General features: G+C 66.9%; 28 protein-coding genes. 7 read left to right on the top strand and 21 right to left on the bottom strand.

Translation table 11 applies throughout. From position 1 onward, the window contains the following. Positions 1-2 precede the first annotated feature (2 nt). The 4 genes from ACWF5H_RS17530 to fabF all read left to right on the top strand — a co-directional run bounded on the left by ACWF5H_RS17530 (position 3) and on the right by fabF (position 3,732). Positions 3-968 (top strand): ACP S-malonyltransferase, encoded by a 966-nt coding sequence (locus ACWF5H_RS17530; protein WP_452038457.1) that lies wholly within the window; start codon positions 3-5, stop codon positions 966-968. Beyond that, on the top strand, positions 965-2,032 hold the full coding sequence (locus tag ACWF5H_RS17525) for a beta-ketoacyl-ACP synthase III (protein ID WP_127514827.1): 1,068 nt from the start codon (positions 965-967) through the stop codon (positions 2,030-2,032). The genes ACWF5H_RS17530 and ACWF5H_RS17525 overlap by 4 nt, the downstream gene beginning before the upstream one ends. A gap of 112 nt (positions 2,033-2,144) precedes the next feature. Next, the gene (locus ACWF5H_RS17520; protein WP_136786952.1) at positions 2,145-2,390 is read left to right on the top strand and encodes an acyl carrier protein; all 246 of its coding nucleotides are present in this window, start codon (positions 2,145-2,147) and stop codon (positions 2,388-2,390) included. 106 nt (positions 2,391-2,496) lie between these two features. Then, a complete protein-coding gene (gene fabF, locus ACWF5H_RS17515) occupies positions 2,497-3,732 on the top strand; it encodes a beta-ketoacyl-ACP synthase II (RefSeq protein WP_452038454.1) in 1,236 nt (411 codons plus the stop codon). Positions 3,733-3,834: 102 nt separating this feature from the next. Here the strand turns inward: fabF and ACWF5H_RS17510 are convergent, their stop codons facing one another. The 5 genes from ACWF5H_RS17510 to ACWF5H_RS17490 all read right to left on the bottom strand — a co-directional run bounded on the left by ACWF5H_RS17510 (position 3,835) and on the right by ACWF5H_RS17490 (position 8,833). Then, the gene (locus ACWF5H_RS17510; protein ID WP_353918298.1) at positions 3,835-4,338 is read right to left on the bottom strand and encodes a DUF3145 domain-containing protein; all 504 of its coding nucleotides are present in this window, start codon (positions 4,336-4,338) and stop codon (positions 3,835-3,837) included. 249 nt (positions 4,339-4,587) lie between these two features. Then, positions 4,588-5,541, bottom strand: a complete 954-nt coding sequence (locus ACWF5H_RS17505; RefSeq protein ID WP_452038451.1) for a tyrosine recombinase XerC — start codon at positions 5,539-5,541, stop codon at positions 4,588-4,590. 144 nt (positions 5,542-5,685) lie between these two features. Then, the gene (locus ACWF5H_RS17500; protein WP_452038534.1) at positions 5,686-6,894 is read right to left on the bottom strand and encodes a DNA-processing protein DprA; all 1,209 of its coding nucleotides are present in this window, start codon (positions 6,892-6,894) and stop codon (positions 5,686-5,688) included. A 41-nt stretch (positions 6,895-6,935) separates the two neighbouring features. After that, a complete protein-coding gene (locus ACWF5H_RS17495) occupies positions 6,936-8,477 on the bottom strand; it encodes a YifB family Mg chelatase-like AAA ATPase (RefSeq protein WP_452038449.1) in 1,542 nt (513 codons plus the stop codon). Beyond that, entirely contained in the window at positions 8,477-8,833 is a 357-nt protein-coding gene (locus tag ACWF5H_RS17490) for a YraN family protein (protein WP_452038447.1), read from the bottom strand. Before ACWF5H_RS17490 ends, ACWF5H_RS17495 begins: the two co-directional genes overlap by 1 nt. A 551-nt stretch (positions 8,834-9,384) precedes the next feature. Here ACWF5H_RS17490 and ACWF5H_RS17485 point away from each other — a divergent pair. Continuing rightward, positions 9,385-10,008: a CPBP family glutamic-type intramembrane protease gene (locus tag ACWF5H_RS17485; protein WP_452038445.1), complete on the top strand. Its 624-nt coding sequence runs from the start codon at positions 9,385-9,387 to the stop codon at positions 10,006-10,008. A 14-nt stretch (positions 10,009-10,022) separates the two neighbouring features. Here ACWF5H_RS17485 and ACWF5H_RS17480 read toward each other — a convergent pair whose 3' ends face one another. From ACWF5H_RS17480 to ACWF5H_RS17430, 11 genes are all read right to left on the bottom strand, one after another. After that, on the bottom strand, positions 10,023-10,346 hold the full coding sequence (locus tag ACWF5H_RS17480) for a DUF2469 domain-containing protein (RefSeq protein ID WP_127514805.1): 324 nt from the start codon (positions 10,344-10,346) through the stop codon (positions 10,023-10,025). Between the two features lie 33 nt (positions 10,347-10,379). After that, complete coding sequence (locus ACWF5H_RS17475) at positions 10,380-11,078, bottom strand: ribonuclease HII (RefSeq protein WP_452038443.1); 699 nt, start codon at positions 11,076-11,078, stop codon at positions 10,380-10,382. Then, positions 11,075-11,893, bottom strand: a complete 819-nt coding sequence (gene lepB / locus ACWF5H_RS17470) for a signal peptidase I (RefSeq protein ID WP_364650546.1) — start codon at positions 11,891-11,893, stop codon at positions 11,075-11,077. Before lepB (ACWF5H_RS17470) ends, ACWF5H_RS17475 begins: the two co-directional genes overlap by 4 nt. A gap of 11 nt (positions 11,894-11,904) precedes the next feature. Then, positions 11,905-12,621: a signal peptidase I gene (lepB, locus tag ACWF5H_RS17465; protein ID WP_452038441.1), complete on the bottom strand. Its 717-nt coding sequence runs from the start codon at positions 12,619-12,621 to the stop codon at positions 11,905-11,907. 31 nt (positions 12,622-12,652) lie between these two features. Beyond that, positions 12,653-13,009 carry a 50S ribosomal protein L19 gene (rplS, locus tag ACWF5H_RS17460; RefSeq protein WP_127514798.1) on the bottom strand — a complete coding sequence of 119 codons (357 nt, stop codon included), beginning with the start codon at positions 13,007-13,009 and terminating at the stop codon, positions 12,653-12,655. Positions 13,010-13,455: 446 nt separating this feature from the next. Then, positions 13,456-14,577, bottom strand: coding sequence for a tRNA (guanosine(37)-N1)-methyltransferase TrmD (locus ACWF5H_RS17455; protein ID WP_452038439.1), 1,122 nt, complete (start codon positions 14,575-14,577; stop codon positions 13,456-13,458). Next, positions 14,578-15,126 (bottom strand): ribosome maturation factor RimM, encoded by a 549-nt coding sequence (gene rimM / locus ACWF5H_RS17450; protein WP_452038437.1) that lies wholly within the window; start codon positions 15,124-15,126, stop codon positions 14,578-14,580. A gap of 125 nt (positions 15,127-15,251) precedes the next feature. Further along, positions 15,252-15,491, bottom strand: a complete 240-nt coding sequence (locus ACWF5H_RS17445; protein WP_127514794.1) for an RNA-binding protein — start codon at positions 15,489-15,491, stop codon at positions 15,252-15,254. Beyond that, the gene (gene rpsP, locus ACWF5H_RS17440) at positions 15,491-15,916 is read right to left on the bottom strand and encodes a 30S ribosomal protein S16 (RefSeq protein ID WP_364650768.1); all 426 of its coding nucleotides are present in this window, start codon (positions 15,914-15,916) and stop codon (positions 15,491-15,493) included. The genes ACWF5H_RS17445 and rpsP overlap by 1 nt, the downstream gene beginning before the upstream one ends. A gap of 325 nt (positions 15,917-16,241) precedes the next feature. Beyond that, a complete protein-coding gene (locus ACWF5H_RS17435; RefSeq protein ID WP_364650537.1) occupies positions 16,242-16,727 on the bottom strand; it encodes a hypothetical protein in 486 nt (161 codons plus the stop codon). Between the two features lie 67 nt (positions 16,728-16,794). Beyond that, a complete protein-coding gene (locus ACWF5H_RS17430) occupies positions 16,795-17,682 on the bottom strand; it encodes a VOC family protein (protein ID WP_452038434.1) in 888 nt (295 codons plus the stop codon). Positions 17,683-17,875: 193 nt separating this feature from the next. On the opposite strand from ACWF5H_RS17430, the gene ACWF5H_RS17425 reads away from it, so the two are divergent. Then, on the top strand, positions 17,876-18,307 hold the full coding sequence (locus tag ACWF5H_RS17425) for a YkvA family protein (RefSeq protein ID WP_452038432.1): 432 nt from the start codon (positions 17,876-17,878) through the stop codon (positions 18,305-18,307). Here the strand turns inward: ACWF5H_RS17425 and ACWF5H_RS17420 are convergent. From ACWF5H_RS17420 to ffh, 4 genes are all read right to left on the bottom strand, one after another. Next, entirely contained in the window at positions 18,289-19,530 is a 1,242-nt protein-coding gene (locus ACWF5H_RS17420; protein ID WP_452038430.1) for a hypothetical protein, read from the bottom strand. The genes ACWF5H_RS17425 and ACWF5H_RS17420 overlap by 19 nt on opposite strands. A 61-nt stretch (positions 19,531-19,591) precedes the next feature. Further along, the gene (locus tag ACWF5H_RS17415; protein ID WP_452038429.1) at positions 19,592-20,302 is read right to left on the bottom strand and encodes an alpha/beta hydrolase; all 711 of its coding nucleotides are present in this window, start codon (positions 20,300-20,302) and stop codon (positions 19,592-19,594) included. A 10-nt stretch (positions 20,303-20,312) separates the two neighbouring features. Further along, positions 20,313-20,870, bottom strand: coding sequence for an NUDIX domain-containing protein (locus ACWF5H_RS17410; protein WP_452038427.1), 558 nt, complete (start codon positions 20,868-20,870; stop codon positions 20,313-20,315). Positions 20,871-21,025: 155 nt separating this feature from the next. Beyond that, entirely contained in the window at positions 21,026-22,612 is a 1,587-nt protein-coding gene (gene ffh / locus ACWF5H_RS17405; RefSeq protein WP_452038425.1) for a signal recognition particle protein, read from the bottom strand. A gap of 268 nt (positions 22,613-22,880) precedes the next feature. Here ffh and ACWF5H_RS17400 point away from each other — a divergent pair, with 268 nt between their 5' ends. After that, positions 22,881-24,281, top strand: a complete 1,401-nt coding sequence (locus ACWF5H_RS17400; RefSeq protein ID WP_452038532.1) for a glucose-6-phosphate dehydrogenase — start codon at positions 22,881-22,883, stop codon at positions 24,279-24,281. Between the two features lie 39 nt (positions 24,282-24,320). Here ACWF5H_RS17400 and ACWF5H_RS17395 read toward each other — a convergent pair. After that, on the bottom strand, positions 24,321-25,004 hold a 684-nt coding region (locus ACWF5H_RS17395; protein WP_452038423.1), incomplete at its 5' end, for an HNH endonuclease signature motif containing protein.

Below are 25,004 nucleotides of genomic sequence, written 5' to 3'. Positions count from 1 at the left end.
ACGTGCTTGCAATAGTCTGCCCAGGCCAGGGCTCCCAGACGCCCGGATTCCTCAGCCCCTGGCTTGAGGTACCCGGCGTGGCCGAACACCTCGGGCTGCTCAGCGACATCGCGCAGCTGGACCTGCTCTCCCACGGCACCGTGTCCGATGAGGAGACCATCAAGGACACCGCCATCGCCCAGCCGTTGATCGTCGCCGCCGGCCTGCTGGCTGCCCGCGCCCTCACGGCCGACGAGGCACTGGACCTGTCCACCGTCGTCGCGGGTCATTCGGTCGGCGAAATCACCGCTTCCGCTGTGTCGGGCGCGCTGACCGAGAACGATGCAATGAACTTTGTGCGCGAGCGGGCCAACGCCATGGCCCGTGCCGCCGCGCAGACCCCCACCGGCATGAGCGCCGTACTCGGCGGCGATCCGGACGAAGTGCTGGCCGCCATCGAGGCCGCCGGCCTGACCCCGGCCAACGCCAACGGCGGCGGCCAGACGGTTGCCGCCGGCACGTTGGAGCAACTGCAGGCGTTCGCTGCGAACCCGCCCGCCAAGGCGCGGGTCATCCCGCTGAAGGTCGCCGGCGCCTTCCACACCGAGCACATGGCCCCCGCGGTCAGCGCCCTGGAGAACCTGCGCCCGCAGCTGAAGCCGGCGATGCCGTCACTGACTCTGCTCTCCAATTACGACGGCGAACCCGTCGTCGGCGGCGAAGAGAACCTGGACAGCCTGATCGCCCAGGTCTCCCGCCCGGTCCGCTGGGACAAGTGCATGGAGAAGATGCTGTCCGTCGGCATCACCGGCCTGCTGGAGCTGCCGCCGGCCGGCACCCTGGCCGGACTGGCCAAGCGCGGCATGAAGGGCGTGGCCACCATGTCGCTGAAGTCGCCGGAGGACTTGGACGCAGCCCGGGCCTTCATCGCCGAACACACCGAACAGACCCCCGTCCTGAACAGCATGTCTGGAGAATCCGAGAAGTGAGCACCCCCGTTATCCAGCAGACCCCGCTCCGCGACTTCTCTCGCGTGCTGGGCATCGGCGCCTACCGTCCCGACGTCATCGTCACCAACGACGACGTCTGCCAGTGGATCGATTCCTCCGACGAATGGATCCGCCAGCGGACCGGAATCGTCACCCGCCACCGCGCCAACGCCAACACCTCCGTGCTGGACATGGCCGAAGGCGCCGCCAAGGAAGCCATGGCCCAGGCCGGCATCACCGGCGACCAACTCGGAGCGGTGATCGTCTCCACCGTGTCGCATCCGTACGCCACGCCGTCAGCCGCCGCCGCGCTGGCCGACCGGGTGGGCGCCACCCCGGCCCCCGCCTTCGACATCTCCGCCGCGTGCGCGGGCTACTGCTACGGCATTGCCCAGGCCGACGCCCTGGTGCGGTCCGGCACCGCCGACTATGTACTGGTGGTCGGCGCGGAGAAGCTCTCCGACGTCATCGACAACACCGAGCGGACCATCTCCTTCCTGCTCGGCGACGGCGCCGGCGCCGTCGTCGTTGGCCCCTCCGACATCCCGGGCATCAGCAAGCCGGTGTGGGGCTCGGACGGCAGCAAGTGGGACACCATCAGCATGACCCACTCGCTCAATTCGGTGCGCGAACTGTCGCTGGCCGCCGAGGCCGCCGGCTCGCTGTCCGCCGTCTCCGACACCTTTGACGAAAAGGACACCAAGCTCTGGCCGACGCTGCGCCAGGACGGGCCGTCGGTGTTCCGCTGGGCCGTCTGGGAAATGGCAAAGGTGGCCAAGCAGGCGCTGGCAGCCGCCGGCCTGCAGCCGGAAGACCTCGCCGCCTTCGTCCCGCACCAAGCGAACATGCGCATCATCGACGAGATGGTCAAGCAGCTGAAGCTGCCCGAGAGCGTGGTCGTCGCCCGCGACATTGCCGACGCCGGCAACACCTCGGCCGCTTCGATCCCCTTGGCAACCCACCGCCTGCTGCAGGAGAACCCCGCGCTCTCCGGCGGCCTGGCGCTGCAGATCGGCTTCGGCGCCGGCCTGGTGTTCGGCGCGCAGGTCATCGTCCTGCCGTAGACTGCCTTGCGGTAGTTGGGCCCTCCCCTACATTCCCACCAGAACCAGGCCGCAAAACGCGGCTTGAAACCCCGTCCGGACACCGTCCGGCAGCACAAGAAAAGGAGCCACCATGGCTAGCAACGAAGAAATCCTGGCCGGTCTGGCCGAGATCGTCAACGAAGAGACCGGCCTGGCCCCGGAGGCTGTCGAGCTGGACAAGTCCTTCACCGATGACCTGGACATTGATTCCATCTCGATGATGACCATTGTGGTCAACGCCGAGGAAAAGTTCGGCGTGCGCATCCCGGACGAAGAGGTCAAGAACCTCAAGACCGTCGGCGACGCCGTCAACTTCATCGTCAACGCCCAGGCTTAGTTCCGCGTTGCCCGGGCCCGCCCGGGAATCGGCGGCCGGCGGGTGATCCCCCAGTCCGGCCGCCGCACCAGATTTATCGCCCAATCACTATTGAGAGACTGAATCAATGGCACGCAAAGTAGTCATCACCGGCCTCGGCGCCACCACCCCGATTGGCGGCGACGTCCCCACGATGTGGCGCAATGCCCTCAAGGGCGTTTCCGGGGCCCATACCCTCGAAGATGATTGGGTGGCCAAGTACGAGCTGCCGGTGACGTTCGCCGCCAAGGCCAGCAACCGCCCCGACGAAGTACTGACCCGGGTCGAAGCCAAGCGGATGGATCCCTCCACCCAGTTCGCCGTCGTCGCGTCGCGCGAAGCCTGGAAGGATTCCGGCATCGAAGAGGTGGACCACGACCGGCTAGCCGTGGCTTTCGCTACCGGCATCGGCGGCGTCTGGACGCTGCTCGACGCTTGGGACACGCTGCGTGACCGCGGCCCCCGCCGCGTGCTGCCGATGACGGTTCCGATGCTGATGCCCAACGGCCCCGCTGCCGCTGTCAGCATGGACCTAGGCGCCCGCGCCGGCGCGCACACCCCGGTTTCCGCCTGTGCTTCCGGAACCGAGGCGATGTCCATGGGCATCGAACTGATCCGCGCCGGCAAAGCCGACGTCGTGATGACCGGCGGTGCCGAGGCTGCGATCCACCCGATGCCGATCGCCGCCTTTAGCGCCATGCAGGCGCTGTCCAAGCGCAACGATGACCCCGAGCACGCTTCGCGCCCCTATGACCTGGACCGCGACGGCTTCGTGATGGGCGAAGGCGCCGGTGCTCTGGTGCTGGAGGCCGAGGAACATGCTCTGGCCCGCGGCGCCCGCATCTACGCCGAACTGGCCGGCTCCGGCGTCACCGCCGACGCTTACCACATCACCGCGCCGGACCCCGAGGGACTGGGTGCCACGCGGGCGCTGAAGGCGGCCCTGTTCGACGCCCGGGCGCAGGCAACCGACGTAGTGCACGTCAATGCCCACGCCACCTCCACCCCGGTGGGCGACAAGCCGGAGTACACCGCGCTGAAGGCCGCACTGGGAGACCATGTTTCCAACGTGGCTGTCTCCGCCACCAAGTCGCAAACCGGCCACCTGCTCGGCGCATCGGGCGCCGTGGAGTCCGTCATGACCGTGATGGCCGTCTACGAACGCCGCGCACCGGTGACGATCAACCTGGACAACCAGGATCCGGAGATCCCGCTTGACGTGGTCACCTCGGCCCGCGATCTGCCGCAGGGCGACATCATTGCGCTGAACAACTCCTTCGGCTTCGGCGGACACAACGCCGTCGTCGTGTTCCGCAACGTCTAGTAGTTGAGTGTGCCGCCCGCGGGCAGCACGAAAGGGAGGGCGGCCGGTGTTTACCGGTCGCCCTCCCTTTTGCGTTGTTGGAGGAGGGGTTGAAGCCCGCGGTTAGCCGACTTGGTGCAGCCAGCGCACGGGGGCGCCTTCGGCTGCATGGCGGAACGGCTCGAGTTCTTCGTCCCAGGCCTCGCCCAGGGCGAGGGACAGTTCGTGGTAGACGGCGGCGGGATCGCCGGCACCGGCCTCGTAGGCGTAGCGGATGCGGTCTTCGCTCACCATGACGTTGCCGTGGACGTCCGTCATCGCGTGGAAAATCCCGAGTTCGGGGGTGTGCGACCAGCGGCCGCCGTCGACGCCGGGGCTCGGCTCTTCGGCCACTTCATAGCGCAGGTGCGCCCAGCCGCGCAGGGCAGAAGCCAGCATGGCGCCGGTCCCTTGGGGCCCGACCCACGACAGCTCGGCCCGGTACATTCCGGGCGCGGCGGGTTGAGCGGTCCACTCGAGATCGGTTCGCTTATCCACGACCGACCCGACGGCCCACTCGATATGAGGGCACAATGCCGAAGGTGCTGAATGCACAAACAGCACGCCACGAGTCATCACAACAGACATCCCATCCTCCATTTGCTGTAGGTACGTCTTCCCCAACGACCTTCAGCCTTGCGACAGATGGAACATGTCAGTACTGCTGTTTCCGACGCTTTCGATCCTCATTGTGCCGTACGGCGGCTAATTGCGCCAGTGTAACTACCAATGTGCCATTGCGTGTCGCGGATTCGGCCCCAGCAGGCCTGTTCGGGTTGCTGGATGTCTGGTCCCGACTCATCGTTCCCGCTACCATTGGCGCCGGCTAGCCAGGGGCTAAGCCCGAGGGTGCGCCTGCTGGTAGCTGCGCCGCAGCCGGTCCACCGAGACGTGGGTGTAGAGCTGTGTGGTGGCCAGGGTGCTGTGACCCAGAATTTCCTGCACGGCACGCAGATCCGCTCCCCCGTCCAGCAGGTGTGTGGCCGCGCTGTGCCGCAGCGCGTGTGGCCCTGTGGCCGACGTATCGCCCAGCAGTGCGAACAGCCTGGCCGACACTGAGCGTACTTGCCGCGGGTCCACCCGTTTCCCCCGCTGGCCCAGGAACGCGGCCGGGCCGCTGTCTCCCCCAACAAGTTTGGGGCGCCCGCGACGCAGCCAGTCATCCAAGGCGACGGCGGCCGGCAGCCCGAACGGTACGGTGCGCTCCTTGTTGCCTTTGCCCAATACCCGGATGGTCCGCCGTTCGTTGTCGACGTCGTCGATGTCGAGGCCAGCCAATTCACTGACCCGGATCCCGGTGGCATAGAGCAGTTCGATCATCGCCCGGTCGCGCAGCGGCAGCGGTTGGCCGTCGGCTGCTTCCTCTGCGAGGGTGCGGAACAACTCGTCCACCTGGGCCGGCCGCAGCACGGTCGGCAGCGAACTGTTGCGTTTGGGTGCCTTCAACCGAAGCGATGGGTCGGCGCGGATGAGCTCCTCCCGCAGCGCCCAAGCCATGAAGCTGCGCGCCGTCGCAGTGCGCCGCGCCAGCGTGGACCTGGCCATGCCGGCGCCGTTCATCGCACCGAGCCAAGAGCGCAGGGTCCCGAGGGTGATGTCCGAGAGCGTTGTGGCACCAGCCTCCGCCGCGTAGCCAAGCAGGTGCCGGACGTCGGTCAGGTAGGCCCGAACGGTGTGTTCCGACCGGGCACGTTCAGCACTCAGATAGCGGGCGAAGCCGTCCAGAGCCGTATCCAAAGCCCCCGGAAGTGGGTCTGTGCCCTGCACTTCGGGATTATCTGCAGAGCTCATCCCTTCACTTTGCTGTCCGGGCCCGACGAACTCAAGCAGGCGCACGGCATGGTCCCGATCTTTGTATCCCGACCGCGTCGAATCCGCCCGCCGGTTCTGTCGTCGTCCGCCTGATCGTCACCCACAGGTCTCGCTGTCCGGCCTTCAGCCCCTCCTCCCCCGCCGCCAGCCACCGGCGTCCTGCACCGCGAGCCCCGCAGCTTCCAGCCGCCCGAGGCCCGCCAGCACGGTGCGGACCGGGATTCCGGCGACTGTGGCGAGCTTGTCCACGGTGCTTCCGCGGCGAACCGGCAGGGCGTCCAGCAGCAGCAAGTCGTCCACGCCGAGACCGTCGTGGTCCGCCAACGTTTCCTGAGTTCCCGATTCGAGGGCGGTTCCAACGGGTCCAGCGAGTTCGGCAGCTTCCGCCGCGTCGGTAATGGCCGTTGCGCTGCCGTCGCGCAGCAACCGATGTGTACCGGCCGAGTTCGCGCTGTAGACGGATCCAGGAACCGCGCCCACGCCCCGGCCTAGTCCCGCGGCGTGGTGCGCCGTGTTCAGAGCGCCGGAGCGCCAACGCGCTTCCACAACGATGGTGGCCGCCGCCAGCGCTGCTATCAGCCGGTTTCTTTGCAGGAATCTCCAACGCGTTGGTGCCGCACCGGGCGGCACCTCGGCCAGCAGGATCCCCTGGCTGGCAATGGCCCGGAGCAGTTCCTCGTTGCCTGCCGGGTAGTAACGGTCCAGACCGCCGGCCGTGACTGCCATGGTCGGGACGTGGTCAACGTCCGCTGCTAGTGCCGATCGATGAGCTTGGGCGTCAATTCCGTAGGCGCCGCCGGAGATGACGCAGTACCCCCGCTGCACGAGTCCGCTGCTGATGTCGCCTGTCACCTGGTTGCCGTAGTTGGTGCTGTCACGGGAGCCGACGACAGCCACCGTTGTTCCGACCGCCGGAATGCCGTCTGTGAACCTGCCTCGTGCCCAGAGGCAGAGCGGTTCTCCGAGCCCGAGGTCGGCCAGGGCTGCTGGCCAGACGGCGTCTCCGGGAATGAGCAGCGCGCCGCCGAGTCTGCCCACGACAGCGAGGTCGCGTTCCGGCGCCAGATCCTTGATCCGCGGCGCCCAGCGTTCCAAGGCATCTGACAGTGGTTGCGTGGTACCCGTCGCGGCCTGTCGGTCCAGGATCCTGAGCAGCTCTGCCTGCAGACCGTGCCCGGCGCTCACCTGTCCGGTGGCGATGCGCAAGGCATCGAAGGGGCCGGCAACGGCAACCAGGGCCAGGCCGATCCAGTCCGACGGCTCCATCAGCCGGGACAGCGCCGCCCGGGCCAGCCGCTCGTCGTCGGAGGGCAGTTGCGTCATTCTAGTCATCTCCTGGTAGCTGGTCGTCGACGCTCGTGGGGAAAGCATGCTCAGGCCGCCTTGACCTGTTGGCGGAAGGTCAGCGCGGTGCTGACCGCGTCCCGGTCCGGCTGATCCAAGCCGGCTAGGTCTGCCAGCGTCCAAGCCACGCGCAGGACCCGGGTATAGCCGCGCCCGGTCAGCACGGCCTTCTCCATCGCCCGGTCCAGGTCGCGGGTGACAGCCGGTGATGGCCGCAGTTTGCCGGTCAGCAGTTCCCCGCTGATCTCCGAATTCAGTCCGAACCCCCACCGGCGAAGCCGCTCCTGCTGGGCCATTCGGGCAGTGGCGACCCGGCCGGCGACGACCGCGCTGCTCTCCCGGCCGGTGCCGGCGGCCATCATTCCCACCGTCAGACGCTGCAAGGTTAATTGCAGGTCGATGCGGTCGGTCAAGGGATTGGAGAGCTTGCCAAAGTAGCGGCGCTTCTGATCGGCCGTACAGGTGCAGTCCAGCCCCTTGCCTCCGGACAGCCCGCACGGACAAGGGTTGGCCGCCATCACCAGTTGGAAGCGTGCCGGGTAGGCAGCGCTTCCGGCGGCCCGGTGCACCACCAGCTTTCCGCTTTCCAGCGGTTGGCGCAGGGCGTCGAGCACCTGCCGGTCATACTCCGGCGCCTCGTCCATGAAAAGCACGCCGCGATGAGCCCTTGAGGCGGCGCCCGGTCGGGGCAGGCCGGAGCCGCCGCCTACGATGGAAACGGCGGTGGCCGTGTGGTGGGGGCTCTCATAGGGCGGGCGCCGGATCAGTTCGGTGAGCGGCGCCGCTGTGGCGCTCAGCGAGTGGATGGCGGTGACCTCCATGGCGTGATGGTCAGGCAGGTCGGGCAGGATCCCGGGTAGGCGTTCGGCCAACATGGTCTTCCCAGCGCCGGGCGGGCCGACCAGCAGCAGGTGGTGCCCGCCCGCGGCGGCCACTTCCAAAGCCGTCCGGGCTTCGTGCTGGCCCGCCACGTCTGCCAAATCCGGCGCCGGACCGGCAGGGGCAACGGCAGCCGCCGTTGGTTCCAACCGCGGTCCCGGCGCGGCAAGGCTGAGCCGGTCGAGATCCGCTCCGAAGGCCAGGAGCACCTCGGCCAGCGTCTCGAAGCTGCGTACTTCCGCGCCCGGCACCAGAGCGGCTTCCTCGGCGTTTGCCGCGGCGACGGCTACCTGCGAATATCCCGAGTCCACAGCTGCCATGACGGCCGGCAGGACCCCGCTCACCGGCCGGAGCCGTCCGTCCAGCCCGAGCTCGGCCAGGAATACCGTACGGCCGGTGGGGCGGATGTCGTCCGCGGCTTGAAGGGCTGCCAGAACGATGGCTAAATCAAAGCCGGATCCCTTTTTCGGCAGCGAGGCCGGAACCAAATTGACAGTGATCTTGCGTCGGCTGAGCGGGACACCGGCATTCTTCGCGGCGGCCTTGATCCGCTCCTTGGCTTCGGACAGGGACGCATCCGGCAACCCCAGAAGCACGAACGCCGGAAGGGTCTGTCCGATGTCCGCTTCGACCTCCACGATGTGACCGTTTAGACCCACCAGCGCGACGGAGAACGTCCGCCCGAGCCCCATCAGCCGACGTCCTTCAGGTACTCGATCACGGGCCAGCGGGCCTGTCCGTAGAGCACCGCCACGGCGTCCACCCGCATGGCGGTGCCTGCCATACCGTGGTCGTGCAGCCACTGGTGCCCAAGAGATTGGAGCCGCCGGACCTTGGCGCTGGTGATGGCTTCGAAGGGGTGCCCATAGTCGGTGCTGCGGCGCGTCTTCACCTCGGAGACCACGATGGACGCCCCGTCCACGGTGATGAGGTCCAACTCCCCGTCCGGGCTGCGCCAGTTGCGGTCGATCACCCGCTGCCCGGCGCCCGCCAAATAGGCCGCGGCCATCTCCTCGCCGCGCCGCCCGAGTTCATCCTTCGCTCTCATACTCTCCAGCTTGGTGGGGTGCATCAGTGGAGGGCGGAACGAAGGGCCCGAATGTGGACAGGCCGCAATGGGAGAGAGCCTGTGAAGGGCGAGTCAGGAAGAGCCGCTGGCGTCTCACTGATCTCCGTTGGCTGGCTGCTCCCGCCTTCTGCCGGCGTGGCCTGACGATGCATGGTTCTGCTTCGCTATGTCTGCAGGACAATGCACGACTACTCAGCGGTCAAGGATCTCCCGGTCCGTTCGTTCCGCATTGCGGTTGGAGGCGGACGATGGCAGGATCGCTTGCGATGTCCCAGCCTTTCCTTGCCACTGCGCGCACGCCGCTGCCTGTGCCCTTTCTGCGGGCTGCCGCTGCCGTGCTGGTGATGGCAGTTGCGCTGGCTGCGGCCGGGCTGCTGACGGCGTGGCTGGGTGATGGCAGGAGCTTTGTCGAAAGGCTGCTTCCGGCGGCGTTGGTTTCGGTCGTAGTGGTGCCGGCCATACTGTTACTTCGCCTCCGGTGGGACAGAAGACGTTCGTCTGGGATCGGGCTCACCGGCCTTCGGACCAGCGTGAATTCCCTACTGCTGGGCGCGGCCGTCGTATCCGGCTGCGGCGCTTTTATCGTCGCCGCGGTGTCCCTGATCAGGGGCATTAGCTGGATCGGCTTCGATCCACTGGAGTTCCTGACATTCTTGGCTGTCAACACGGCGATCGCCCTGCTGTTGGAAGCGCTGCCCGAAGAACTATCCATCCGCGGCTACGCCCTCACGGCACTGCGGTCGCACTGCTCCCGCGGCGTCGCAGCTCTGCTGGCCACCGCAGCGTTTTTGGCACTCCCGCCGATTGCCCTAGGTTTGCAGGCCCTGCTGAGCGGGCTCGCCGGCTCGGCACCGCTCCCCTCACCCGAGCCCGCCGAAGAGGGAGCGTTGACCTACTACGCCATGCTGGCCGGCTTCAGCATGCTGCTGATCTTCGCCCGCGAAGCCACGGTGTCGTCAAGTATCTGGACCTGCATCGGCGCACACCTGGCATTCCTGACCGTCAACCGGATCCTGTTGGGGGCAGGCGCGACGGGTGTGGAACTGGAGTTGAACGGCCCCGCGCTTGCCGTGACCCTACCGCTGTACCTTTGCACCGCCGTCGTTGCATTCAGCCTGCTGCGGGAACGCGCGGACCGCCGGCGTGCCCAGTAGTTCGGCAGCTAAGCTCAGCCGCCGAGGCCGTCCTTGGGCAGGGTGAGGTCGTCGTTCTTGGTCAGCTCCTCGACGTTGACGTCCTTGAACGTGATCACGCGGACGGACTTCACGAACCGGGCGGAGCGGTAGACATCCCAGACCCACGCGTCCTGCAGGGTCAGGTCGAAGTAGACCTCGCCGTCGGCCGACCGTGCCTGCAGGTCAACGTGGTTCGCCAGGTAGAAGCGGCGCTCCGTCTCCACAACGTAGCTGAACAGGCCGGCGACATCGCGGTACTCCCGGTAGAGCTGCAGCTCCATATCGGTTTCATAGTTTTCAAGGTCTTCGGCGCTCATGTGTCCATCCTGCCCCAGATTGGCTGGCGGTGTTTAGTTGGCGATGTCAACCGCGGGCATCAGCGGCTGCTCCGGGGTCAGCCGCCAGCTCCGGCGGTGAAGATTGGAGGGGCCGACGCCCAGCAGGGCCGCGCGGTGTGCGGCCGTGGCGTAGCCCTTGTTGATCTCCCAAGCGTACTCAGGATATTCGGCCGCATAGCCGGTCATCATGGCGTCGCGCTCAACCTTTGCCAGCACACTGGCTGCGGCCACGCTGAGGCACTGCAGGTCCGCCTTGATCCGGGTCAGGACCGGGGCGTCGCAGCCCGGCTGGGCGACGTCGTCGAACAGCGACGGCTCTCCGGCCGAGAGCCAGTCGTGGTTCCCATCCAAAATCACGATGTCCGGGCGGGCGGTTTCCACCACCTGTCCCCAGGCGCGGGCGCCGGCGAGCCGCATGGCCGCCATCAGGCCCAGCGTGTCGATCTCCGCGGCGCTGGCGTGGCCCACGCCGTAGGCCAGCGCCCATTTCTGGATCTTGGGCACCAGGGCCACGCGATCGGCCGGGGTGAGCAGCTTGCTGTCCCGCACGCCGCGGATCTGCTTGGCCGAGGTCGCGTCGATGGCCACCATCCCTACACTGACCGGACCGGCAAGGGCGCCGCGGCCCACTTCATCCGCACCGGCGACCAGGCGGTGTCCGGCCTCGACGAACGAACGCTCAAAACGCAGCGTGGGGGCTTTGGATGTCACGGGGACTCGTTCTGACGGGTGATGGCGGGCGGCTCGGCGCCGGCCGCCGCGGAAGGTGCCGGAACGCCGTCGAACACTTCCGGATAGTTTCCTAGGAAGCTCAGGCGGTCCAGCGGCCAGGCGATGACGCTGGCCTTGCCCTCGACGGATTCCACGTCAACGAAGCCCTTCGAGGATTCGTCCTGGTGCTCGCGCGAGTCCGCGGAATGATTCCGGTTATCGCCCATGACCCAGATTTTACCCTCGGGCACGGTCACGTCGAAGGGGATCCGCGTGTTGTCCGAGCCGGGAGCCAGATACGGAGATTCGTCCAGCGGTTCGCCGTTGACCGAGATCCGGCCGTCGGCGTCGCAGCAGACCACATGGTCTCCGCCCATGCCGATGACGCGCTTGACCAAGTGCTGCTGCGAGGCGTCGGGCATCAGGCCGACGAAGGTGAGGAACTGCTGGAACCAGTTGCCGGCATTGTGCTCCCCGTTGGGAGGCAGCCAGCTGAGGTCGTCCTGGAAGACCACCACGTCGCCGCGGGTGAGCGCAAACGGCTGCGGCACCAACAGGTTGACGAAAATCCGGTCGTCCACTTCCAGCGTGTCCTCCATTGAGGTGGACGGAATGAAGAAGGCACGGAAGAGGAACGTCTTAATCAGGAATGAGAGGACGACGGCGACCGCGACGATCGTGGCGATCTCCTTCAGCCACGACAACAGCGAGTTTCGCCCGGTGTTCTTGCGTTCGCGGTTTGTGCGATCGCGTTTCTGCGGCCCGGAGGCGTCCGGCTGGTACCCGCCAGTGTCCTTCGGGTCGTCCTGATTCATGCTCACTATCCTCAATTCTCCGCGGGCTGGTCCGCCGGCTGGGAACCCAACTGTATCCGGTCCAGACCGGCCGTCCGGTCCAGCGGCCAGATGATGCTCAGCGGCCGGCCGATGACCCGCTCAACCGGAACCATACCCCCGCCGGGCGCCCCCAGGAGGGCACGGGAATCCGCCGAGGCGGAGCGATGGTCCCCCATCAACCACAATCTATCTTTGGGCACTTCGACGGAGAACTCCATATCGCTGGGCGCGTCGCCGTCGAAAATATAATCCTCCTGCACCGCTTCACCGTTGACCTGCAGGCGGCCGTCCGGACCGCAGCATTTGACAGTGTCCCCCGCCAGCCCGATCACGCGCTTGACGTAGATGGTGTCGCTGCCGGCAACGCCGAGCCACTGGCCGGCCTGCTGCAGGAGATCCACAAACGGGGAGTTGCCGCTGTTGAACGGCGCGAACGAGCCGCGGCCGTCGAAGACCACCAGATCGCCGCGCCGTATTTCACCGAAGTGGTAGTCGGTGCGCGAGACCAGCACCCGGTCTCCGGTCTCCAGCAGCGGCTCCATGGAACCGGAGGGGATGTAGTAAACGTCCACCAGCGTTGCCCGCACGATGGCACTGAGCACGACCGCGCAGACCACGATGGCCAACACAAAACGCCAGCCCGGAAGTCCGGGCCGGCGTCTTGGCGGTTCCCCGGAAGTGTCCGGGGAGCCAGAGATTTGCTGCACTGCCTAAGTCAAGAAGCTGCTGTGGGCAGCTTTACTTGGCGGTGCCGAAGTCGCGCTTCTCCTTGATGCGGGCAGCCTTACCGTGGCGCTTGCGCATGTAGTACAGCTTGGCGCGGCGAACGTCGCCCTTGGTTACGACCTCGATGTGGTCGATGATCGGGGAGTGTACCGGGAAGGTACGCTCCACGCCCACGCCGAAGGAAACCTTGCGGACGGTGAAGGTCTCGCGGACACCATGGCCCTGGCGGCCCATCACGTAACCCTGGAAAACCTGGATACGAGCGGTCTTGCCTTCGATGATGTTCACGTGCACCTTGACGGTATCGCCGGCGCGGAACTCGGGAACGTCGCGCAGGGATGCTGCGTCGACAGAGTCGAGGATATGCATTTCTCACTCCTGGTGAACGCCACAGGTCATTCACTTTGGTTACGGCGCGACGGTCAGGGCGTACCCTGCAACAGTCGCTGCCGAAATTCAAGAACCGGCCCGTCCGGGAATCGGCGGCCGACGAATCCAGCTGTTGGCAGCGCTCCCCCTGTGGCAGGATCGCGCCCAGCGGACACAATCCTCTATTTTGCCACATGGCGCGGCCGAAGCTCTAATTCCTCGGCGATCCGGTCCCGGCTCCGACGTCTGCGGCCGCTGCAAGGCCGGGGACGGCGCCGTGGTCCGGTGACGGCGCCGTGGCCCAGAGATGGCCACGAGCTTTGAGCCTGGCTGCGAGGTCGTTGGCGGCTACGATCTCTGGGGCTGACCCCGAGATCTGGGCCTAGCTGCCAGGTCGGGGGCAGCAATCCCTTACGTGGCGGGCAGATCTCCCCCTGGCTACGAGATCAGGGGGTGTGCGGGGTCGCCTCGACGGCAACCCCTGACTCCGACGCAACCGGCCGGATCTGCGTCGGGGTGATGACGTAACCAAGCGAACCGAGGGTGGCACGGTCCGCCTTATCCAGCGTCTCCGGATCCAGCGCCTGAATCAGGTCCGGGCGGCGTTCGGCGGTGCGGCGCAGTTGTTCGTCGCGGCGGTGCCGGGCGATCTTGGCGTGGTTGCCGCTCAGCAACACCTCCGGAATGCCGCGGCCGCGCCAGTCCGACGGTTTGGTGTAGACGGGGTACTCCAGCAGCCCGTCCGAATGCGACTCTTCCACCAGAGATTCGGGATTGCCGACCACGCCGGGCACCAACCTGCCCACGGCTTCAACCATGGCCAGAACGGCCACTTCTCCCCCGTTGAGCACATAGTCGCCGAGGCTAACCGGGCGCACCCGGAAGTGCTCAGCGGCCCACTCAAGGACACGCTCGTCGATGCCTTCATACCGGCCGCAGGCGAAGACCAGATGGTCCTCAAGGGCGAGTTCGTAGGCAAGGGCCTGGTTGAAGACCTCGCCGGCGGGCGAGGGAACGATCAGGATCGGGCGGGCAGCGTGCGGCGCGGGCTCGGCGGAAGTCTTCACGCGGGTCTCCACGCGTTCGCTGGCGCTCACTTGGTCGACCACCGGGGAGGCGCTCACTTGGTCGACCACCGGGGAGGTCGGCTCTGCCCGGGTCTCCACGCGTTCGCTGGCGCTCACTTGGTCGACCACCGGGGAGTCGCTCACTTGGTCGACCACCGGGGAGGTCGGCTCTGCCTGGGTCTCCACGCGTTCGCTGGCGCTCACTTGGTCGACCACCGGGGAGTGGCTCACTTGGTCGACCACCGGGCTGGCGCTCACTTGGTCGACGACCGGGGAGGTGACGAGCGATTCGAGCGCTTGAGCCCAGGGTTCGGGCTTCATCACCATGCCGGCACCGCCGCCGTACGGGGTGTCGTCCACGGTGCGATGGCGGTCGGTGGTGAAGTCGCGCAGGTCATGCACCTTCAACGCCAGGAGTCCGTCCTGCCGGGCTTTGCCGATCAGCGACAGATCCAGCGCTGCCAGATACTCCGGAAAGATGCTGACGACGTCGATGCGCACCTAGCGCTCCCCCTCGCCGTCGTCGGGGGTTTCCTGTGCGTCGGGCGAGTTCAGCTCAAACAGCCCGGCCGGCGGCGTGAGCCGGACGAAACCGGCTTCCACATCGACCTCCGGCACGATGGCTTCGACGAAGGGCACCAGGACTTCCTCGCCCTTGACGTTTTCCACCACCAGCAGGTCCTGGGCCGGCATGGTGTTCAATCCTGACACTTTGCCCACTACCTCGTCCCCCACGCGTACGTCGAGCCCGACCAGTTCGTGTTCGTACCAGGCATCGTCGTCGTCCTCGACGTCGTCGGTATCGATGAAGAGCTTGGCGCCGCGGAGTTCTTCGGCACCGTTACGGTCCGAGACTTCATGGAAGCCCAGCAGCAGGATGTCCTTATTCCAGCGGGCACTGCTCACAGTCAACGGCCCGAGGCTCGCCGGCTCCACGGTCAGTTCGACGTCGGGCACGAAGCGGTCAGCCGGAGCATCGGTCAGTACCTGTACGGTGACCTCGCCCCGAATGCCGTGGGGTTTGCCGATCCGGGCAACTTGTAGCTGCATGCAGACTCCTTGAGGAAAAACGTCCGTGGGGTGAAAAACGTCCGGCCCCTGGACCATTAGCTGGTACAGGGGCCGGAGGTTATGGAATGGGTGCCTGGCATGACGCCGGGCAGCGCCGATCCGGATCAGCGTCGGCGGTCGGTGTCCACCACGTCGACGCGGACCTGCTCATCGGCCAAGGCGTTCACCACGGTGCGCAGTGCGCGGGCGGTGCGGCCCTGGCGGCCGATGACGCGGCCCAGATCCTCCGGATGAACACGCACCTCGATGATGTCACCGCGGCGGTTGTTCTTTTGCGTGACCTTGACGTCCTCGGGACTGTCAACGATCCCGCGGACCAGATGATCGAGCGCTTCAGCCAGCATTACTCAGCCTTTTCGGCTTCGTCTGCAGCTTCCTCGGCCGGAGCCTCGGCAGCTTCTTCCTTCTTGGCCTTCGGGGTGATGGCCTCGGGGATGATCACGGAGCCCTTTTCGGGAGCCACGAAGGCTTCCTTGGCTTCCTTGGTCTTGAGAGTGCCTTCCTGGCCCTCAATACCCTTGAACTTCTGCCAATCACCGGTGATCTTGAGCAGGACTGCAGCCTGTTCGGTCGGCTGGGCGCCGACGCCGAGCCAGTACTGAGCGCGATCGGAGTTGATCTCGATGAACGAGGGCTCTTCGGTCGGGTGGTACTGCCCGATCTCTTCGATGGCACGGCCGTCGCGCTTGGCGCGGGAATCCATGACAACGACGCGGTAGTGGGCAGAGAACTTCTTACCGAAGCGCTTAAGGCGAATCTTTACGGCCACTGTTGTGGTCACTCCTGGTTCTGAAAATGGGCGAACCCGTATGTCTGCTCCCGTGGGGCGGGCCATGGTTGGGGTTCAAAGGACAAGATGCATACACGGAGAGAGGGGCCGCGCAGATCGAGTACCTGTCTATTGTGCCAGATAGGAACCAATCCGCGCGACTCGACGGCGGTGCTTGGGTTTTGCGCTGTCTCCACGCGTTCGCTGGCGGGTCTCCACGCGTTCGCTGGCGCTCACTTGGTCGACCACCGGGCGCGGCAATCGCTGGCGCTCACTTGGTCGACCACCGGAGGGGCGCACCACTGGGCGGGCCGGCCAACGCAGCTTAGGCTTCGGCGGTGCTGGACCAGACGTAGAGCTGCTGGCGTTCGGCCTGCTCGGCCTGCGACGCCAGTTCCGCGATCCGGCGGACGTGGTCCTCGGCGATCTCGCCGCTGAACGGCATGTCCTCTTCGGCAGCCCACAGCGCGGCGACCTCCGGGATCAAGGAGGCACCGGCGTCGTCGGTGTGGGTCAGTAGTTCAGCCAGCGACTGGACCATGCCGTCCGAGGCCACCATCAGGTAGTCGCTGGAGACGTCGGCCATGTCCAGCGACTCGCCGCCGGCGGCTCCGACCGCCTTGGCGGCCAGGCCGCCGAGGATCTCAACCTCCAGGTCGGTGACGCCATTGAGCCGGAGGCTGGGCGCATCCCCGACCGCGGCCATGGGCCCGTCGGTTTCTCCGCGGGATTCGACGCTGGCCTCGAGTTCCGCGGCGCGCCGGACGGCGGCATCGTGGGTGGCAACGAAGATTTCGGTGGTTCCGGACATGTGCAAGCCCTTCCGCGGCTAGACCGATGGTTCTCTTTCAGCCTAGCCGCAGCGGGCGGATTTCCGCTTAGCCGACGGCGATGCGCAGCTGGTTGCGCCACGGATCCTCGAAGCGCAGCTCGGCGCCGGTGTGGTGATGCGAGACGCCGGCGCTGGTCAGCCGCTCGGCCAAGGCGCCCACCTCGTCGTCGGTAGGCACATGGATGAGCACTTCGCCCAGACCCAGGGTGTCCTTGCGCGGGCCTGCGCCGCGGCTGTTCCAGACGTTCATGGCCATGTGGTGGTGGTAGCCGCCGGCAGCGACGAACAGCGCCTGGCCATGCCAGCCGGCGGTGCGCTCGAAGCCCAGGGTCTTCACATAGAACTCTTCGGCGATGTTGGTGTCGCCGACCTGGAGGTGCACGTGGCCGATGCCGGCGCCGGACTGGCGCTGGCTGGCGAGCGACTCCTCGGTCAGGTGGCTCTGCAGGTAGGTCTGCGGATTCAGAGCCAGGCTGTCCATGTGAACTTCCTTGCCCTCGGCGGTCTCGTTCCACGACCACTGGTCGCGCGGGCGGTCCCAGTAGAGCTCAATGCCGTTGCCCTCCGGGTCGGTGAAATAGAACGCCTCGCTGACCAGGTGGTCGGCGCTGCCGGTGAAGCGGGAGGGATCGGTCTGCGCGGCGGTGGCCACGGTGGCCGCCAGGTCAGACTGGTTCTCGAACAGGAAGGCAGTGTGGAAAAGTCCGGCCTCTCCGCGGGACGGCAACTGCAGCCCGTTGGCCGGAGCCAGGTGGAGCAGCGGCGTGGTGCCGCGGCCCAGGAAAACCCCGCCGAGTCCCTCGGAAACAGGGTCCAGTCCCAGAGCCTGCTGGTAGTAGTTGGTCATGTTCTTCATGTCCCCCACCTTGAGCATCACGGTGCCCATGCTGAGGTCGGCGGAGAGCAGGTCCTGGGGGTTTACTTGAAAGTTCATGTAAATATAATACTTGAAGCTTCATGTTTATTCCAGTCCCCCGTTTCGGGGGTGAAGGCCACGCTACTCCCCCGGCATGGACGAACGCCCCCGGGCGGACTGGTAGCTGATTTCGACGCCGGTCCAGCCGATCCGGCCGTGTCCCGGGCCGGTAACCTGATTCCTAAGAGTCACTTCGAGTCAGGATGCCGCGATGCAATGGTGGGAACCCGTCCTCGCCGTGGCCGGCGGGCTGGCGCTGTTGTATGCCCTGTTGCTCCTGGCCCTGTGGGGGTACGCGCGGCGTCATCCGGACACCGTCCGAATGCGGGACGCCTTGCGCCTGTTGCCCGATCTGCTACGTCTGCTGCGCCGGCTGGCGGCAGACCCGGAACTGCCGGTCCGGACGCGACTGCTGCCGCTCCTGTTGCTGGCCTATTTGGCCTCACCCATCGACTTGGTTCCCGATTTCGTCCCGGTGCTCGGCTACGCCGACGACGTGTTGGTGGCCGCCTGGCTGCTGCGCGCGATGGTTCGGTCGGCGGGACCGGATCCGCTGCGCCGGCATTGGCCCGGCACGGAGGCCGGACTCGACGCCGTCGAACGGCTGGCCGGGGTTTCCGGGAATCAGCGGCGCCGACGGTAAGCCAGGTAGCTGCCCAACGCAACGTCGCTGGCGGCCTGAAGTACCAGGCCCAGGGCGCCGGCGCGCAGCAACCGGGCGCTGGCCGGTTTCCGGCCCGCGGCCCGGAACAGCAGCGCGGCACCGGCGGCCGCGGCGGCGGCGCTGCCAGCCAACATGCCGGGGCGTGCGACGACGGCGCGCTGCCAGGCGGCCAGCGGCCCCCTCCCTTCGGCGGGCGTGCTGGCCAGTTCCAGCAGAGCTTTGCCGATTGATTGGACCGGGAGGGTCTCCATTCCGGGCACCCTGTCAGGCGGCAGAGATCCTTCGGCCAGCCGGGCGGCGACCGGCGGCAGTTCCAGGAGTTGACCGGCGCGGGCCAAGATCCCCGGCTCATCCGGCGAGGCCATCAGCTCTTGCAGTCCTTGAACGGCGCCCGGCTCCAGTCCGAGGACTTCGCTGAGCCGCCGCGGATCGGGTCCTTCGGGATGCACAATCCGGCCGAGCAGCCGCAGTGCCTCGGCGTCGGCGCGGGAGGCCGACGGGAACGGCTTGGCCGGCCCCTCCCAAGCGTGCCAGAAACTGGTATCCGGGTCGCGGCGGGTTCCCGGCAGCCATGCCTCCACCGCACGGAAACCGTCCAGATCCATCAACGCCACGATGGGTTTGGCGGAGGCCGGCCAGTTGTAGAGCCCCGGCGCCGCCTCGCCGTGGATCAGCACGATGCGCTGCTCGGACGCAGGCTGGTCAGTGCTTCCCTTCCCGGACTCCAAAACGTGGACTTCCACGCCGTTGAGTGCACCGAACATCATCAGATCCTCGCGCCGGAACTTTCCCACCAGTACGGTGCGCAGTTCGGCGGCATCCGGCGCTTCGAACTCTTCGGTGTCGTCCGGCTCGGGCACGGCTTCCAGCTCCAGCGCGGCTTCCGGTGCCGGCGCCTCGTATTCGACGCCGTCAATCTCCACAGCCGCCCCTAGATCGGCGGAGAGCCCGCGGACCAGGGCCGCGACGTCCGGGCCCGGTACCGCCTTGCCGGCGGTATCCAAGACCGCCGCGCGCTGCTCCGGATTGACGGCCAGCAGCAGGGACACCACGCTGTCGCCGGGCTGCGGGACTCCGCCGGCGAAGGCGCCCAGCAGGGACCGGTTGGTGAGTTGCTGCTGCAGTGCCGCCACTCCGGCCTCGTCCAGCGGCCATGGCCACCACAGTTGTCCGGACGCCGGTTCCCAGCCTGTTTGGTTCATAGCTCAACGCTAGCAACCTCTGGTCGGTCCGGCTGCGCAGCGACGGGCGGAAATCCTCCGGTCAGTTCGGCAGTGCCTTGCCGGCCAGGAAGGCTTCCAGCAGCGCATGGCCCTGGGCTGTGTCCTGCGGACGGTGGTGCCCGCCGGCGTGGCGGTGGATGGCGCCGGTGCCGGACAGGTAGTGGGCCACTTCCTCATACAGCGGCTCCCAGCCGCCAGTGACCACCAGCGTGGGCAGGCCGGGGACAATGTGCAGCGGCGCGTTCCACGGCGGAGCCTGCAGCCGTTCCCGCGTGGCCTGTGCCCGGTCGGCCGCGGTGGTCAGCGGCAGCGCTTCGGCCCCGACCACCAGCCGGACGAACTCTCGCTGGTACTCCTCGTCGGTCAGCTCACCACGGGCAGCGAACAATGGCTCCAGCCGTTGGCGGTAGGCCCGGGTGGCCGGCAAATCGGCGGTCAGGGATAAGCATGCCGGTTCGAACAGCGTCAGCGAATGCACCTTGTCCGGGTGCTCCACGGCGGCCATCATGGCCGCGACGGCACCCTGCGCATGTGCCACCACATGGGCGCCCTCGCCGAGATGCCGGCCGACGATCCGGTTGTCTTCATCAAAGTCGGTCGGCAGCGGGTCGGACTGCAGGTCAAACCCATGGCGGCGGAGGAACAGGCAGTCGTAGCGTCCGGCCAGCCGGTGCTGGTGCGGCCAGGCCGCTGCACCGAAGCTGTCCGTGCCGTGGACAAAGACCACCCGCTCTCCGCTGCCGAATGCCATGGGAGAAATACTAGACGCCGGACCCGACAGTTCCTTTCGAGCCGGCCGCTGGCTCATGTTCCCAGACCTGCGGCGCCAGCTCGCGTTCCGGCACGCGGGACTGCGCTGTCCGCAGCACCTGCCCGTTGCGCAGTTCCACCACGGTGAGCAGTTCATGGGCGCGGAGACCGGCGGCCAGCTGGGCGGACTGCGCGCTGTCCAAGACAGCTTCGGCCTGTTCCACCGGGAGGAAGACGGCCTGTCCCCCGGCACCCGCGGCGAGCTCACCGCCGTCGTACGTCCCGCCGTCGTACACAAAGGTGATGGCTTCGGCCGCCGCTGGAGCCACAGGCTGGTAGTCCAGCGCCAAGATGCGCCCCGGCGGCACCGGCAGGGAGCATTCGGCGAGCACTCGGGACGCAGCGGACCGCGGGTCTTCGCCCGGCCGCACTGCAGCAGCCGGCAGCGCGGGGCCGGCGGCGCCGTTCACCAGCACCACGGCACCGCCGACGCTGCGTACGATGACCACGACGGCGGCCTGCCGCCTTCCGGCCGGGCGGTCCACGCCGCTGTGTGCCTGCTCTGCCACAAAACTCCTTCGCTGCGCTGCCTCGCCGGTGGGGCTTCACGGCCCTCGTCGTCGCCGAAACGATTCAGCAACCCAGCTTACCTTCCCCCTACATGCCAAGTGCCCCGCCGGACTTCACCGGCGGGGCACTCATCATGCGATTGGATTCTGGCGGACTACTTGCCGAGGAACTTTTCGAAGCCCTTAGGCAGGTTCAGCGCCGACGGATCAAAGTCCTGTCCGTCCTGCGGGGCGCCGAAGGCACTTCCGGCCGGAACCGATGCCTTGTTCTTGCGCCGCTCCTCGGCCTCGCGCAGTTCCTGCGCCGCCTTGGCCGGGTTGCCGGAGCGGGTCTTCTTCTTGCCCTTGGCGGCCTGCTGCTTCTTGCGTGCGCCGCCGAAGCCGCCGGGGCCAGCCACGCCAGGCATACCCGGAATGCCGCCGCCCTGCGCCATCTTCTTCATCATCTTCTGGGCCTGGCCGAAGCGTTCCAGCAGGCCGTTGACCTCGGAGACGTGGACGCCGGAGCCCTTGGCGATGCGGGCGCGGCGGGAACCGTTGAGGATTTTCGGCGCAACACGCTCGTGCGGGGTCATCGAGCGGACGATCGCCTCCACCCGGTCGATCTCGCGCTCGTCGAAGTTCTCCAGCTGCTGGCGCATGTTGGCGGCGCCGGGCATCATCATGAGCATCTTCTTCATCGAGCCCATTTTGCGGATCTGCTGCATCTGGGCGAGGAAGTCGTCCAGCGTGAAGTCTTCCTGGTCGGCGAACTTCTGCGCCATCCGCTCGGCTTCGCCCTTGTCCCAGGACTTCTCCGCTTGCTCGATCAGGGTGAGGATGTCGCCCATGTCCAGGATGCGGTTGGCCATCCGGTCCGGGTGGAAGATCTCGAAATCGTCCAGGTTCTCGCCGGTGGATGCGAACATCACGGGCTTGCCGGTCACCGACGCGACGGAAAGCGCCGCACCGCCGCGGGCATCGCCGTCGAGCTTGGAAAGGACGACGCCGGTGAAGTTGACACCCTCGTTGAACGCCTGCGCGGTATTGACCGCGTCCTGACCGATCATCGCGTCGATCACGAAGAGGACTTCGTCCGGGTTGATGGCGGCGCGGATGTCCGCGGCCTGCTGCATCATCTCGGCATCGACGCCCAACCGGCCGGCGGTGTCCACGATGACCACGTCGTAGAGCTTCTGCCGCGCTTCGGCGATGCCGTCGCGGGCAACGGCCACCGGATCGCCGGTCACCGAATCGAACTCGGACTGGACGCCCGGGTGCGGGGCGAAGACGGGCACGCCGGCGCGCTGGCCGTTGACCTGAAGCTGGGTCACGGCGTTGGGGCGCTGCAGGTCGGCGGCGACCAGCAGCGGGCTGTGGCCCTGGCCCTTGAGCCACTTGGACAGCTTGCCCGCCAGCGTGGTCTTACCGGCGCCCTGCAGGCCGGCGAGCATGATCACCGTCGGCGGGTTCTTGGCCAGCTTGAGGCGGCGGGTCTCGCCGCCGAGGATGTTGACCAGTTCGTCGTTGACGATCTTGACGACCTGCTGGCCCGGGTTCAGGGCGCCCGAGACTTCCTCGCCGAGGGCGCGTTCCTTCACATGGGCGGTAAACTCGCGCACCACGGGCACGGCGACGTCGGCGTCAAGCAGGGCACGCCGGATTTCGCGCACGGTGGCATCGACGTCGGCCTCGGACAGGCGTCCCTTGCCGCGCAGATTCTTGAAGGTTGAGGTCAACCGGTCAGAGAGTGAATTGAACACGCGCCGTGTCTACTTTCGTCGATCTGGTTCACAATCCCCGGGCTACGCCGGAGTTCAGCTCTTAAGGGTATCAACTGGCGGTGGCCTCAGTCGCGCCGTCCTTTGATTGCCCTACTGCGGAGGCTGGACCACACAGGTCTGTAGACCGCCGTCCCTGCACCTGCCTCCGGTACCGTTCCCTCCGGGTCGCGGCCATGGCAAGGTGGGAATCGTGAGCGCTGAACAAACCCAGACCAAGGACGTCTCCTCCCCCTATGCCAGCGGGCCCATGCAGATCCGGACACTGCTCATCCTCGGGGCCTCCGGCGATCTGACCGGGCGGTTGCTGCTGCCTGGGCTGGGCAAGCTGATTGCTCAGGGCAAAACCACCGGACTGAAGCTGGTGGGCGCCGGCTCCGATGGCTGGGACTCCTCACGATGGCAGGAACGCGTCAGCGGCGCCTTCGATTCCTGTGCTGGTGCCGCGAACGACGACGGTCGGCAGCAACTGCTCGACATCCAGCAAGACACTCAATACCACTCGGTGGATGTGACCGCCGAGGGCGCTCTGGCCAAGCTGCTGGCGGAGTTGGAGGGCCCGGTGGCTGTGTTCTTCGCCCTGCCGCCGGCCGTCAGCCAGAAAGCGTGCGAAGTGCTCCGGCCCGAGGAGGTGCCGGAGGGGACCCGTCTGGTGCTGGAGAAACCGTTCGGCACCAGCCTCGAGTCGGCTGAGTTGCTGAACAAGATGCTGCTGAAGCTGGTGCCGGAAGACCATATCCACCGGGTGGACCATTTCCTGGGCAAGGCGACCGTCTTCAACATCCTGGGTCTGCGCTTCGCCAACCGCCTCTTGGAACCGCTGCTCAGCAATGAACATGTGGCCAAAGTGGAGATTTTCTACGACGAATCCCTGGCCCTGGAGGGGCGCGCCCGCTACTACGACGGCGCCGGGGCATTGCGGGACATGATCCAGAGCCACTTGCTGCAGGTCATGGCGCTGACGGCTTTGAACCCACCGGCCACCCTCAAGGAGCGAGACCTGCGCGACCACATCGGCAGCGTGATGCGGGCCGCCAGCGTCAACCCCGATTTCGCCAAAAGCACCCGGCGGGCCCGCTACACCGCAGGCCGCATCGGCGACCGTGACATACCCGACTACACCTCAGAACAAGGCGTGGACCCCTCTCGGAAAACAGAAACCCTTGCTGAAGTTGAGGTTTCCATCAACAACAGCCGTTGGGCGGGCGTGCCGTTCATCCTGCGCTCGGGCAAGGCGCTGGCCGAGCCGAAAAAGGAAGTCATCATCACCTTCAAGCCGGTCAATCACCTGCCTGCAGGATTTAAGGGCGTCGACTCGCCGACTCGATTGAGGATCGGCCTCGGGCCCGAAACCCTGCAGTTGGAGATCGATGTTAACGGCCCCAGTGACCTCTTCACACTGGACCGGGCTGTGCTGGCGGCAGATCTGCACGCCGCAGACCTCCTGCCCTACGGCGAAGTCCTGGAAGGCGTCCTGCACGGCGACCCACTGTTGTCTGTCCGCGGAGACATCGCCGAAGACTGCTGGCGGATTGTCGAACCAGTCCTCAATGCTTGGAAAAATGACGTGGTGCCGCTGGAAGAGTATGAGGCCGGGAGCCTTGGTCCGGCAGGCTGGGGCACGTCCCGGAGCGACACCCCGCTCCCCTGATAAGCAACCCCGTGGATAGGCAGCGCCGCGCTGCTTTCATCAGAAGGGCGTCGGCGTGTCGTCGCATGGTTCGCCATCCTCTGCGTCGGCGGGCTGTCCTGCTGCGCTTTTTCCGGGGCTGGTTGTGTTGCTGGGTTGGTCTTCGGCTGTGGGGTAGGTGATGGCCCAGCCTTCGTCGGGGGTGGTGGTGTGGGTGTGGCCGGAGCGGGTGGTGAAGTGAAGGGTGCCGTCCTTGTCTTGGGTGACGGTGCCGCCGCCGTGGTGTTTGGTTTTGTGGCCGGGTTTGCAGCGGGCGCCGAGGTTCTCGGCCACTGTTTTGCCGCCGTCTTCCCAGGCGATGGTGTGGTCGATCTCGCATTGGTCGGCGGGGACGGTGCAGCCGAAGTCGCGGCAGTGCCGGTCGCGTAGCCGGACGAGGCGTTTGAGCCATTCGGGCGGGATGCGCAGGTCTTTGGCGGCGGCGACGGCTTGGCCGCAGTCGTCGGTGAGCACGAGGAGCCAGGATTTGGCCAGCGCGGTGAGGTGGCGGGTCATGCCGGGCGGGATGAGTCCGTAGCCGGTGAGTTCGCCGGGGTCTTCGGCCAGCCCGAGCAGCGTGGTCAGCGGCGCGGTGACTGCGACCGAGGCAGTGGTGTTCGCGCCGCAGCAGGTGCAGTGGCCCTGGCCGGCGGCCCCGTTGCCGGTCGCCTTGTCCCGGGCGGCCGCCCCCGTGGCGGCGGTTTC

The organism is Arthrobacter sp. NPDC055138 (assembly GCF_053607305.1).
The sequence above is the reverse complement of the archived record's forward strand: the minus strand, read 5'-3'. Positions and strand labels throughout refer to the sequence as shown.